The following is a 12,282-nucleotide window of genomic DNA, read 5'->3' as shown; positions in this document are numbered from 1 at the left end:
TAAAGGGGATTGCATAAATGAGAAAATTAATGTTACTGCTCATTTTACTAGTAACAGCTGTTTTTTCAGCAGCATGTTCAACTGAGAACAAAGAAGAAGAGCTCGCCATTCTTGATGTGAAATTATCGATTAACCCTGAAAAAGCTGAAGTGAATGAACCAGTTGTCTTTGAAGCAAAAGTTACATACGGAGGGAAAGAAGTAACGGATGCGGAAGATGTCAAATTCGAAATATGGCGGGCAAATGATGAAAACCATGAAAAAGTGGCAGTAGAGCATGCGGAAAATGGTATCTATCGTTTGGAGAAAAGCTTTACTGAAGAAGGAACTTATTATATCTATTCACATGTTACGGCAGAGAATATGCATAGCATGCCTAAAAAAGAGTTCATTATCGGTCAGCCAAGTGAACCAGAGAAAGATTCTTCCGAAATGAAAATGGATTCGGAGGGGGAAGAGGGCGAACATAACGGTGATCATTAACAAAAGCAGCCTAAAGGCTGTTTTTGTATTTATTATAGATAGATTTTTCCATTCAATTGATCACAGGATATTCACAAATGTAATATATGCGTAATATAAGTAAAAGTAGACCGGCGTCAAAAAACCTGTCAACACTATTTTTTTAGTATTAATCTGGAAGTTTCATTATCGACGCACCATATATGTAAATCGTAACCAAAGAAAAATTATCCACAGCATTTATACTGGAAACTAGTTAAATAAAGGGTTTTCTCTTATTCTAGTGTTTTTTTAAACTTTCAATTTTCTAATAATTACTGCGAAATAGGTAAATGTAAATTCCTTCCTAAAATATTACTAGAAACCGTGTGTTATGATGATTGTGCAAGTTACACAGCACTACAAAAAATAAACCAAACACATCAGGGAGGATTTATATAATGAATAAAAAAGTAATTTTTTCAGTAGCAGCTGCAGCAGCATTGTTAGTTTCTAACCCAGTAGTGAACAAGGCGGACGCAGCATCAAATTGCCCAACACCACAACAGGTTAAAGTAGTTTCATTTAATCAATCTACTATTCTTAATAAAGATCAAATTAATAATGAGATTCAAAAATTAATGAAAGAATACAATATTACTTGGAATACGAATCAAGTAAATAAACCTGTTGTTAAACAGCCGACTGCAAAACCTGTAGAAAAACAACCAGAACAAAAGCAGCCTGCACAAACACAAACACAAAAACCAGCACAAACGCAAACACAAAAACCGGCACAAACGCAAACACAAAAACCAGCACAAACGCAGCCATCAACACCTGCATCTTCATCAGTAAGTGCATATGAGCAAAAGGTATTGGAATTAACAAACCAAGAACGTGCAAAATATGGCGTACCTGCTCTTAAACTTGATGTAGAATTAAGCAAAGTTGCACGTGCAAAATCAGCTGATATGAAAGCTAAAGGATATTTTGATCACAATAGCCCAACTTATGGATCACCGTTCGATATGATGAAGCAATTCGGTATCACGTATAAATCAGCTGGTGAAAACATTGCCATGGGTCAACGTACACCTGAAGAAGTAGTGAACGCATGGATGAACAGTGAAGGGCACCGTAAAAACATCTTAAATGCAAGCTTTACTAATCTTGGTGTAGGCTATGTTGCAGATGGAAACTATTGGACACAAATGTTTATTGGAAAGTAATTAAATAACAACAAAAAGAGCAGTTCCAATTGGGACTGTTCTTTTTAGATTACAAAATATCAGTAATATCAACTTCAGAAAACTGCATATCTACATTTTTGGGGATTTTCACTTCAAGAATGTCTTCTTTGATATGTGCTGTAGTTCCTTTTTTTTTGACAAGGGCTGGGAGCGTGATAATGTGCTTATCTTCATATTCTGGGATATGCTCAATAATCATTTGGTTTGATGTATGAAAAAGCCTCAATTTCTTTCGCCATGCCTCTTCTTTCAACGGGATTCTTACATAGACGAAATCATGTGTTTCAAATACTGATGATGGCAATTTTGAGGAATTTGCAGTCTGTGGCTGCTGCTTATTAAAGCCTTTCATGAAATCTTGCGGATTCATCATCCCCTGCATTTGTTCGGGGATCATTTGTCCCATCATGTTTTGGATATATTTATTGATATCTTCAGGGTTCAGCTGCTGCATCGCCTTTTTTGCGTCTTTATGAAAAGGGAAGAGATTCCAAGGAAACAAGAGTATCATCCTTTCAAATACAGGAAAAGTAATTAAAGTTAAATCGATTCTTTTTATAATATGCTAAGAAGAACCTAATCGTTAAGGAAAAGTTATACGATTATAGATGAAAACATTTCATTTGCATATCCTCATGGGAATGAATAATATATTAGTTAAAAAGCTATATTACTGTGGGGTATGCTTGTGAAAGAAAAAACAGCATTAATAACTGGAGGGGCTACTGGAATCGGAAGACAAACAGCTTTTATTCTTGCAGAAAATGGGATTCATTTAGTGATTAATTACCGTAAGAGCAAGAAAAGGGCAGAGTCGCTCGCATATGAGTTGTCAGAAAGGTATGGGACAAGAAATATTGCTGTAAGCGGCGATATTTGCGAATTAGCAGATTGCCGTAGAATTGCAGCAGAAGCACTTTCAGCTTTTGCAACAATCGATATTCTTATTCATAATGCTGGCCCTTACATACATGAAAGAAAAATAATGGCCGATTATACTTTTGAAAACTGGCATTATATAATTAATGGGAACTTAAATGCTGTTTTCTATTTATCCAAATTATTACTTCCTAAAATGAGGGAAGAACGGTGGGGGCGTATCATCACGATTGGCTTTGATCGAGTAGAATCAGCCCCAGGCTGGATTTACCGTTCGGCCTTTGCTGCGGCAAAAAGTGGAGCGGCTTCATTAACAAAAACAATCGCCCTTGAAGAAGCAGAAAACGGAATTACAGCCAATATGGTTTGTCCTGGCGATATACGCGGAGAATGGAAAGAAACAGGTATTCATAATGCTCTTGAAGGAATCGATAAGAATTCTCCAGTTGGCAGACCAGGGACAGGAGAAGATATTGCTAGGGTTATTCGATTTTTAATCGATGAAAAATCTGATTTCATAACTGGTAGCGTGATTTCTGTTACAGGAGGAAAAGATGTTTTAGGAAAGGTGTATAGGGACTAGAAATAAAGACTGGGGTAGAAGATTCATTCTTTCTAGCCCAGTCTTTTTTTTACATTGCAGATTTTGCCTTAAATCTTTTCCTCTGGATAAAAATAAGTCGGCTTGATAAACAGATAGCTCCTGCTGCAAGCCCAATAATTAATCCAATCCAGTAGCCAAATGCACCCCAGCTTGTATAGTTTGCGAGATAATAGCCTACTGGCAATCCGATAATCCAATAGGAAATCAGAGACATTAAAAATGTGATGTTGACATCCTTGTAGCCCCGTAAGGCTCCTTGAACAGAAGCCTGAATCGCATCTGATAGCTGGAAGAAGATTGCAAATATTAAAAACTGTGCTGTTAGCTTAATAACGATTGGATCCTTCGTATATATTCCTGCGACTTCTGGGCGGAAGAAGAGAAGAATGATTCCACAGACAAAAGCCATAAAAAGGGCGATGGCTACACCTATCCAGCTAAATTCCTTCGCATCTTTTAAACGATTGGCACCTACCTCAAATCCAACAACAATGGTTAAAGCCATGGAGATACTGAGTGGAACCATATAAAGAAAAGAAGAAAAGTTTAATGCAGCTTGATGAGCAGCAATCGTCGCAGTATCGAATTTACTCATAAACAGTGTAACTGCAGCAAAAATACTGGTTTCGAAAAAAATTGAAAACCCAATAGGGATACCAATGACCAAAATTTCCTTCCACTTAGCTAAAGAAATACGATAGAACGTTTGGAATATTTTAAATCCGGAAAACGGGATATGCTTATGAACGATAACTATTGAAATCGCCGTGATAACCCAATAGGTAATCGCCGTCGCATAGCCTGCACCCACTCCTCCAAGTTCCGGAAAACCTAACTTTCCATAGATGAGCAAATAGTTAAAAATCACATTGATCGGCAAGGTAAGCAAGGTGATTATCATCGTCACTCGTGTTTTCCCAAGAGCATCAATAAATGACCGAATGACATTATAACCAAATAAAGGAATCATTCCGAAGCTTAAAGCAATTAAATAATCACGTGCTGTTTCGTAAACCCGGGCATCAAGATTCATTCCATTTAAAACCGGATTGAGCGCTAAACCGCCTGCAATAATCACGATGATAGCCATTGCCACCGCAAGATAAATTCCTTGAATAACTGAATTTGCAACCTCGTCCCGTCTTTTGCCGCCAATTAACTGGGCCACAATCGGAGTGATGGATAGAAGAATCCCGCTTAAACCAGTAAATACTGGCATCCATAGTGAGGAACCTATAGCAACTCCAGCTAAATCCTTTGAACTGTAATGCCCGGACATGGTCGTGTCAAAGAAACTCATAGAATATATAGCTAGCTGAGTAACAAGAATGGGAATTAAGATCATCAGCAGCTGTTTTATTTTTTCTTTTTTAGAAAATGTTTGTTTCATAGCATGATCCTCTTTCTAATTCAGTTCGAAATGAAATTATAGCATATTTTACTTAATCCCGTTTTATTTCTTTTGAAAATAAACATGAAGGACGACAAGTTCTTTTTGTCAGTGAAAAGACATAACAATTTTGCAATTATGTGAACTTTTAAAAATCATGAATGAAATGATATTCTTATGTGAAATATATGTAGTAATCAATATTGTCTATTAAAACATAGAAATCGTATGGATAAAGGAGAGATGGGCATTGAACTTTCATTTAAACAGGATTAATCCAAATCAAACCCAGGTGTTATTTCACGATGGCCGCTTTGAAACACTCACGAATGAAGAGCTGGAGGATTTAATGGCGCAGATGGGTATAAGTGAAAGGGCAGATGAAATAGAATCGAATGTAACTGATTAGAAAGCTGTACATATGGATATACAGCTTTCCAAATAAAAAAGCCAATTTTATTTTTAAAAATTGGCTTGTTTATGCTAATATTAAGCCTCTAACAAATGTGAGGAGTCTTGAACATCCGCAGGTCCGTTTCGTAAAACATCTAGTGTGTATAAATCCTTTGGAATTTCATATAAATTATATATGTGTCCATTTGCATTAAGCTGATCATAAATCACTTTTCTTGTTTCATTGGCAAAAATAACATATGGAAGCTTTTCAGCAGCCTTTTGCGAGCGAATATTTTCTTTTCTAATTCGCATAAAAATAGTTTCAATTCCTATTTCATAAAATAGCTCATTAAAAAAAGCATCTTTCGCTACTTTATTATAGCCTTTCCCATGATATGGCTTTCCAAGCCAAGTGCCTAAAAATCCCGCATTGTCTTGAATATCGAACAAATTAATGGTCCCAATCGGAGCTCCCCATTCATCAAGAATCGTGCGTGAAATAAGTTCTCCACGTTCTTCGGCTTCGATCGTTTGTTTTGTTATAAAAACAAATTCATCATAAGAATAGGCTTTTTGGCGCACAAAAGGGAAGACATCCGGATGCGTCATTAGATCATACAGTTCATGGCATTCTTGGAAATCACGTTTCTTGAGCATAGGTTATCCCTCCAGTATGAGGACGTTCCTACTCCATGCCAAATAGAGCATACGGTCCACCCTCGAAATTTTTTGTATGTTGCTAAAAAATTTCGGGGTGGGAATCGAACCCACTAGAACCAGTGTAACTGGTGGCGCACCATTTGCCTTCCCTATTCTATCGTTACCGATATTATGTTTTTCTAAAAGATAAGAACATATTACTTTGTTAGAGTTGTCTAGCTCCAGCGCCTATCAAACTTCAGTTCCCCTCCCTACGATAAGTCGGCATCAATTCGCTATCGCTCATTGTGTCTCCCATATCTCATTCTTGGCTCTTACAGTTTGAACAGTGAGGATCAAGGCGCTTCCGCTTCTCTAATTTTGCTAAAAAACGATTTCACTATCGTATAATACTAAAAAACAATAAAAAAGGAAATAGTTTTTTTACTTATTTTTATTGCGATTTTGTGCCAAAAAACAACAGCAAATTTCTACAAAATTCAGGCTTCTTCATATTCAAAAATCCCGCTGATCATCGTCCATTTTGGTTTTGCAAGATAATGAAAGGGATGATGACTCCAAAGAACTAAATCCGCATCCTTTCCCTCCTCAATACTTCCAAGCTGGTGATCAATTCGTAAATTTTTTGCGGGTAGGATTGTAATACCTTCCAAAGCCTTTTGTTCAGATAGTCCTTCTCTTACTGCGATCGACGCACAAATATTTAAATACTGAATCGGTGTATAAGGATGGTCGGTTGTAATTGATACTTCAACTCCTTTATTTGTAAGCTCCTGATACGTTTTCCATGTTTTATTTTTCAGTTCTACCTTTGAGCGCCTTGTTAATGTCGGACCAACTGAAACCTTTAAATCTAGCCCAGCTAATTCCTCCGAAATGAGGTGACCCTCCGTACAATGCTCGATCCGCAAATCTAAATCGAATTCCTCTGCGAATCGCAGAGCCGATATGATATCGTCTGCACGATGAGCATGGATACGAACAGGAATGTCTTTATTTAGTGCCTGCATTATGGGTGCAGTTCTTAAGGAATCAGGATGATATAATTGACTAGCTTCATAAAAAGCCTCTCTGAGCATTCCCATAATTCCCATCCGAGTAATCGAATCCTTGTTTCCCTGGCTATGTATACGTTTGGGGTTTTCACCGAGAGCAATTTTTAATCCAGCAGTTTCTTGAACAACCATCTTTTTAATGTTTTTTCCAGCAGTTTTTATAACAGAGGTTGTTCCACCGATCACGTTAGCACTTCCAGGCATAATATGAACAGTTGTGATCCCGTGCCTTACTGCATCAGAAAAGGCAGGATCTAGCGGATAAACGCCATCCATCGCACGAACATGGGGGCTCATAGCTTCTGCGGTTTCATTTGCATCGTTTCCAGCCCAGCCTGTTCCTTCATCATACAAGCCTAAATGTGTATGGACATCAATGAAACCAGGAAATAGGTACCTGCGGCTACAGTCAATAATCTTTACATCTGAATCTGTTTTGATAAAATTCCCGATCTTTAAAATTTTACCTGTATCTACTAATACATCTCCATGAAATGCCAAAGACGTGATCGGATGAACGAAAGCATTTTTTAATAAAATTTTAGTCATGGATTTCCCTTTCTTACTCAAAAATCAATTTTTTTACTATTTTAACAGGAGATATGTTAACAGAAAATATAAAGTTAGTTTACTTCTTTTTTTTATAAAGAAAATAAATGAGGACCGATGTAAAAGCAAGGATAATAATAGGAAATAGAACAGGTTTTGCATACTCTTTGATTTCTCGCCAATGATCCCCAAGCTGAATACCTAATAATAGGAATAAAACCGTCCATGGGAGCATAGCTGCCATCGTATATAGGCTGAAAGTTGACAGTGGCATTTTCGAGATTCCAGCCGGAATGGAGATCGCATGGCGAATGACTGGAACGAAGCGAGCGGTAAAAATAACACCGGTACCATATTTTTGAAACCATTGCTCAGATGAGTCTAAATGAGATTTCTTAATGAATAAAAATTTCCCGTACTTATCAAGAAAAGGTCTTCCGCCATATAATCCGATCCAATAAAGGAATAGCTGGGCAATGGTTCCCCCGATAACACCAGCTGCGAGTGCCCCCCAAAAGTGAACTTTTCCCTTACTAATTAAATAGCCTCCATAGCTAAGGACAATTTCACTTGGTATGACTTCAACCATAAGTCCCAAGGCAATCCCTGCGTATCCAAGCTGTGATAAAACCTCGAATATTGAAAAGAAAAACTCTTTCAACTTACTATCCCCTTTATCGTATACTTTAAAATATTCCTGTCATCTGCAAAATCAGGATGGAAAAACCTAAAATCCATACGTACACTGCAAAAACCTTTAATGATTTTCTTTTAAGAAAATTGATCATATACACAACGGCCATGTAACCAAATAATGCGGAGGATAATGTCGCGATGAATAAGCTTTCAAGCGAAATGGCCTCTACACGACCAGCCGCCATTTCACCAAATTGCAGGACAATCCCGCCAGCAATTGCCGGAATAGAGAGGAGAAAGGAGAAATATGCAGCGGTTTCTCTATCCAACTTTCTAATTAATCCCGCTGCAATGGTAAGTCCTGACCTTGAAATAGCAGGGAAAATCGCTGCTGCTTGAAAACTTCCTATGAAAAATGCATCTCCATAACTAATCGAATCCATTTTCTTTCGGCCGTTTTTAATACTGTCTGCATACCATAAAATGAAACCAGTTATTAAAAATTCCCACCCAATTGTAATGCCTGTTTTTGAAATAGAATCAAATAGGTCACTGAAAAGAAAGCCAACAATGACAGCAGGAATCGTTCCGATGACAAGGAGCATGGAAAGTTTCCCAAAAGGGTTTTTCAATATCTGAAGGAGTTCGTTTTTATATACGACAAGAACAGCTAGCAGGGTTCCAACATGGAGCATTGTATCTAGAAAGATACCTGCATGATCCAGGCCGAATAAGTGGCGGCCTAAATATAAATGACCTGTGCTGGATATGGGCAGAAATTCTGTCAGTCCTTGAATGATTCCAAGAATAAAAGCTTCCAATTTTGACATCAAATTCCATCATCCTCTTCATATATGAATTAAGTTGTCTTTACCAATATTATTCAAGTTGTCCCAAACAAGAACTCAAATTAGGTAAAGCAAAGAGAAAAGGAATGTTTAGTCCCTCAAAAATATATGAAACTTTATTTAAGTTAGCGCGTACATAATAACATAAGAGAACTCATCCTAGCTTTATTAAAATTTAAAAACTACTCAAGGAAGTTTTCAAATGAAAAAGGGGGAACGAACATGCCATCAAATGATGAAAGATTGCTGGCAACAGCTATTTACGTGACAAGCTTCTTTACAACTATTATCGGACCACTGGTGATCTGGCTTCTTAAGAAGGATGAGTCCGAGTATATTAACTACCATGGGAAAGAGTATTTTAACTTCATCATTTCTTATGGAGTATACTCCATCATAAGTGTGTTTCTTATGTTTGTACTAATCGGTTTTATTACTATCTGGCTAGTGGGTGTGGCGGCATTTGTTTTTACAATCATTGCTGCTGTGAAAGCATATGAAGGGGTGGAATATCGATTTCCTCTCGTCTTCAGACTGATAAGATAATTGGAAAAATCCTAGAGATGTCATCTCTGGGATTTTTTTTTTGAACGAAATTGAAACTTGTTCGTCTTATAGGTAATTACGCAGATAGATGCAAAGGAGGTTTTCTGTTATGGAATTATCACAGGTTAATTGGGGGGTAATTATACCAATTGTTGCACCAATCATTTTAATTCAACTAATACTTTTAGTGATTGCCATTATTGATTTAGTACGGAATGAAAAAGTAAACGGGCCAAAATGGGTGTGGCTTCTTGTTATCCTTTTCATAAATATTGTCGGACCTATTCTTTATTTTGTAATCGGAAGGAGAAATAGTTAATGTCTGTTGTAAAAGTGAAGAACCTAATGAAAAATTATCAAAAGCATGAGGTGATTAAAGGATTAGACTTCGAACTATTGGATAAGAAATGTATTGCATTGCTAGGGGCAAACGGTGCTGGTAAAACAACGACATTACAAATGCTGTCAGGATTGATACAGCCAACAAATGGGGAAATTTTTTTCTCGGGTTCCCAAAAAGGAGATGATTTTCGTCGTTTAATCGGTTTTCTTCCCCAACACCCGGTGTTTTATGACTGGATGACCGGCAGGGAGTTTCTAGAATATGCAGGGAAGCTTTCTGGTTTATCCAGTAAAGATTCAAAAATAAGAGCTCAGGAGCTATTGGAGTTAGTAGGCATTGAAGAAGCGAAAAATCGTCGAATTGGGAAGTATTCAGGAGGGATGAAGCAAAGATTGGGGATTGCCCAGGCAATTATTCACCGTCCCAAATTAGTTATTCTAGATGAACCAGTTTCTGCCCTTGATCCATTTGGACGGAGGGAGGTACTGGAATTAATGGGAAGATTGAAAAAGGAAACGGCCATTCTTTTTTCAACTCATATCCTAAATGATGCGGAAGAGGTATGTGATGAAATTCTCTTTCTACACAATGGAAGATTAGTAGAGTCAGGCACAATGGAACAGCTTCGAGATAAGCATCAGCAGGCAAAAATAGATCTTGAGTTTAAAGAGAATGCTGCATGTTATGCTGAGCTGTTTACTGATGTGGTAAAAGTTCAATCATACACTATTAAAAGAAATAAAATCAGTTTGTACGTCGAAGATATTGAGCTTGCGAAACTTGGTCTTTTACAGGTAATTGTAGAGAAGAATCTTCCGCTTGTGAAATATGAGATTAGCCGTACAAGTTTAGAGGAAGTATTTATGAGGGTGGTAGAGAAATGAACCAGTGGGTGACTTTGTTAAATAAAGAGCTTCTTGAGATGACACGAAATTTTAAATGGATATGGGTCCCGATTGTTTTTATTTTAATAGCGGTAATGGAACCGATTACTGCCTATTATATGCCGCAAATAATTGATTCTCTTGGTGATCTGCCAGAGGGGGCTATTATTGAATTGCCCATGCCATCTGCCGAAGAGGTATTAGTTGCCTCGTTAAGTCAATATAACACTCTCGGCTTGCTAGTGATTATCTTAAGTTCCATGGGGATCATCGCGGGTGAGAGAAAAAGTGGGGTGGCAGGACTAATATTAGTTAAGCCTGTTTCTTATGCGGCTTTCGTTACAACAAAATGGACTGGGGCTATGCTATTGCTTTGGATATCTTATTTCATCGGGTATTTCGTATCCTGGTATTATGTTGGCATCCTTTTTGACACGGTTCCCTTTATAGATTTCATTCAATCGTTTTTTATATACGGATTATGGCTTTCTTTCGTTCTTACGATTACGGTTTTCTTTAACTCATTTCTTAAATCACCAGGTGCAGCAGGCTTTCTTTCTTTCGCTGCTGTTATCCTATTAATGGTTATAAGCGGGACATTTTCGAAATGGTTTGAATGGAGTCCATCTCAATTACTAACCTATGCAAGTACGTTTATAATGAATGGTACAAACGCTTCTGATGTTTGGCCGGCAATGATTCTATCTGTTTTCGGGATCATTATGTTATTAGGAGGAAGCATTGCCATCTTCCGTCGAAGAGAGCTTGCTTAAGTTCATATGTTTTGCAAAAGCAAAATTCTTATCCTCTCACTAAAAGTTTTGGTAAGATAATAAACGAAAAGGATGAATGAGAGGAAGACGATCGGTGATGAATAATATTGGACTTGTTTTGGAAGGAGGAGGGATGCGTGGCGTCTATACAGCTGGGGTTCTTGAATATTTCTTGGAGCAGAATATACATTTCCCTTATGTAATTGGTGTTTCAGCTGGTGCTGGCGTTGCTGCCTCCTATTTATCGAAACAAAAAGGCCGAAATAAAATTGTAAACATAGAGTATGTATCAGATCCTCGCTATATTTCATGGCGAAACTTCATTAAATCCAGGCAATTTTTTGGGATGGATTTTATTTTTGATGAGATCCCTAACAAATATGTTCCCTATCATTTTGATGAATTTTACAGCAATCATGCAGAATTTGTTATCGGTACGACAGATTGTCAAACTGGGGAACCGGTTTATTTTGGAAAAAAGGATTATGGGGAGGATTTGCTTAAAATTGTTAGAGCTTCAAGCTCCTTGCCTTTTATTGCTCCTGAAATCCATTTCAGTAATCGTATTTTGCTTGATGGAGGAATCAGTGATCCAATTCCTATTAAAAAAGCACAGAATGATGGCTTCAATCGATCGGTAGTTATCTTAACGAGGAACAAAGGATATAGAAAGAAGCCTTCGAGATTCCATTTTCTTGTTAAAAGAAAGTATCCTCAATATAGCGGTTTACAGCATGCAATGGCATGCAGATATCAAAAGTATAACGATACGATTCACTATCTTGAAGAAGAAGAGAGAAATGGAAGAGTAATAATTATTCAGCCGCAGGAACCTTTAGAGGTGGGCAGAATGGAAAGAGATCCAAGAAAGCTGGAAAAACTCTATATTCAAGGATATGAAGATGCTAAAAAATATAAAGATAAAATCCTTAATTGGTAAGTTAATATTGTAATAGAAAAAGCTATCGCAATAGACTGACCTAGTCATTTGAGACAGTAATAAAACACCTTCTTAGGCTGCCATAT

15 protein-coding genes are annotated in these 12,282 nt (G+C 37.3%); 9 read left to right on the top strand and 6 right to left on the bottom strand.

The features are described from left to right. The first annotated feature begins 17 nt into the window (after window positions 1-17). Both RUH74_RS11565 and RUH74_RS11560 read left to right on the top strand, forming a co-directional pair. Window positions 18-482: a FixH family protein gene (locus tag RUH74_RS11565; protein ID WP_313800464.1), complete on the top strand. Its 465-nt coding sequence runs from the start codon at window positions 18-20 to the stop codon at window positions 480-482. Between the two features lie 419 nt (window positions 483-901). Next, entirely contained in the window at window positions 902-1,672 is a 771-nt protein-coding gene (locus RUH74_RS11560; RefSeq protein ID WP_313800463.1) for a CAP domain-containing protein, read from the top strand. Between the two features lie 49 nt (window positions 1,673-1,721). On the opposite strand, the gene RUH74_RS11555 is transcribed toward RUH74_RS11560, so the two are convergent. Next, the gene (locus RUH74_RS11555; RefSeq protein ID WP_313800462.1) at window positions 1,722-2,204 is read right to left on the bottom strand and encodes an Hsp20/alpha crystallin family protein; all 483 of its coding nucleotides are present in this window, start codon (window positions 2,202-2,204) and stop codon (window positions 1,722-1,724) included. A gap of 177 nt (window positions 2,205-2,381) precedes the next feature. Here RUH74_RS11555 and RUH74_RS11550 point away from each other — a divergent pair, with 177 nt between their 5' ends. Beyond that, window positions 2,382-3,155 carry an SDR family oxidoreductase gene (locus tag RUH74_RS11550; protein WP_313800461.1) on the top strand — a complete coding sequence of 258 codons (774 nt, stop codon included), beginning with the start codon at window positions 2,382-2,384 and terminating at the stop codon, window positions 3,153-3,155. Window positions 3,156-3,204: 49 nt separating this feature from the next. Here RUH74_RS11550 and RUH74_RS11545 read toward each other — a convergent pair whose 3' ends face one another. Next, window positions 3,205-4,566, bottom strand: coding sequence for an MATE family efflux transporter (locus RUH74_RS11545; RefSeq protein WP_313800460.1), 1,362 nt, complete (start codon window positions 4,564-4,566; stop codon window positions 3,205-3,207). A 250-nt stretch (window positions 4,567-4,816) separates the two neighbouring features. On the opposite strand from RUH74_RS11545, the gene RUH74_RS11540 reads away from it, so the two are divergent. Continuing rightward, window positions 4,817-4,975, top strand: a complete 159-nt coding sequence (locus RUH74_RS11540) for a hypothetical protein (RefSeq protein ID WP_313800459.1) — start codon at window positions 4,817-4,819, stop codon at window positions 4,973-4,975. A gap of 80 nt (window positions 4,976-5,055) precedes the next feature. Here RUH74_RS11540 and RUH74_RS11535 read toward each other — a convergent pair whose 3' ends face one another. The 4 genes from RUH74_RS11535 to RUH74_RS11520 all read right to left on the bottom strand — a co-directional run bounded on the left by RUH74_RS11535 (window position 5,056) and on the right by RUH74_RS11520 (window position 8,692). Further along, window positions 5,056-5,619 carry a GNAT family N-acetyltransferase gene (locus tag RUH74_RS11535; protein ID WP_313800458.1) on the bottom strand — a complete coding sequence of 188 codons (564 nt, stop codon included), beginning with the start codon at window positions 5,617-5,619 and terminating at the stop codon, window positions 5,056-5,058. A 482-nt stretch (window positions 5,620-6,101) separates the two neighbouring features. Further along, on the bottom strand, window positions 6,102-7,226 hold the full coding sequence (locus tag RUH74_RS11530; protein WP_313800457.1) for an amidohydrolase: 1,125 nt from the start codon (window positions 7,224-7,226) through the stop codon (window positions 6,102-6,104). 79 nt (window positions 7,227-7,305) lie between these two features. Continuing rightward, window positions 7,306-7,887 (bottom strand): undecaprenyl phosphate transporter UptA, encoded by a 582-nt coding sequence (gene uptA / locus RUH74_RS11525; protein ID WP_313800456.1) that lies wholly within the window; start codon window positions 7,885-7,887, stop codon window positions 7,306-7,308. A gap of 25 nt (window positions 7,888-7,912) precedes the next feature. After that, a complete protein-coding gene (locus tag RUH74_RS11520; RefSeq protein ID WP_313800455.1) occupies window positions 7,913-8,692 on the bottom strand; it encodes an undecaprenyl-diphosphate phosphatase in 780 nt (259 codons plus the stop codon). Window positions 8,693-8,932: 240 nt separating this feature from the next. On the opposite strand from RUH74_RS11520, the gene RUH74_RS11515 reads away from it, so the two are divergent. The 5 genes from RUH74_RS11515 to RUH74_RS11495 all read left to right on the top strand — a co-directional run bounded on the left by RUH74_RS11515 (window position 8,933) and on the right by RUH74_RS11495 (window position 12,196). Beyond that, the gene (locus tag RUH74_RS11515; protein WP_313800454.1) at window positions 8,933-9,256 is read left to right on the top strand and encodes a DUF4870 domain-containing protein; all 324 of its coding nucleotides are present in this window, start codon (window positions 8,933-8,935) and stop codon (window positions 9,254-9,256) included. A gap of 109 nt (window positions 9,257-9,365) precedes the next feature. Further along, window positions 9,366-9,575 (top strand): PLD nuclease N-terminal domain-containing protein, encoded by a 210-nt coding sequence (locus RUH74_RS11510; protein ID WP_313800453.1) that lies wholly within the window; start codon window positions 9,366-9,368, stop codon window positions 9,573-9,575. Next, window positions 9,575-10,483 carry an ABC transporter ATP-binding protein gene (locus RUH74_RS11505; RefSeq protein WP_313800452.1) on the top strand — a complete coding sequence of 303 codons (909 nt, stop codon included), beginning with the start codon at window positions 9,575-9,577 and terminating at the stop codon, window positions 10,481-10,483. Before RUH74_RS11510 ends, RUH74_RS11505 begins: the two co-directional genes overlap by 1 nt. Then, complete coding sequence (locus RUH74_RS11500; protein WP_313800451.1) at window positions 10,480-11,256, top strand: ABC transporter permease; 777 nt, start codon at window positions 10,480-10,482, stop codon at window positions 11,254-11,256. The genes RUH74_RS11505 and RUH74_RS11500 overlap by 4 nt, the downstream gene beginning before the upstream one ends. A gap of 94 nt (window positions 11,257-11,350) precedes the next feature. Continuing rightward, a complete protein-coding gene (locus RUH74_RS11495) occupies window positions 11,351-12,196 on the top strand; it encodes a patatin-like phospholipase family protein (RefSeq protein WP_313800450.1) in 846 nt (281 codons plus the stop codon). Window positions 12,197-12,282 lie beyond the last annotated feature (86 nt).

Source organism: Cytobacillus sp., assembly GCF_032154635.1.
In the GTDB taxonomy this organism is placed as follows: Bacteria; Bacillota; Bacilli; order Bacillales; family Cytobacillaceae; genus Cytobacillus.
Note: the sequence above shows the minus strand (reverse complement) of the source record. Positions and strands in the feature narration are given on the sequence as shown.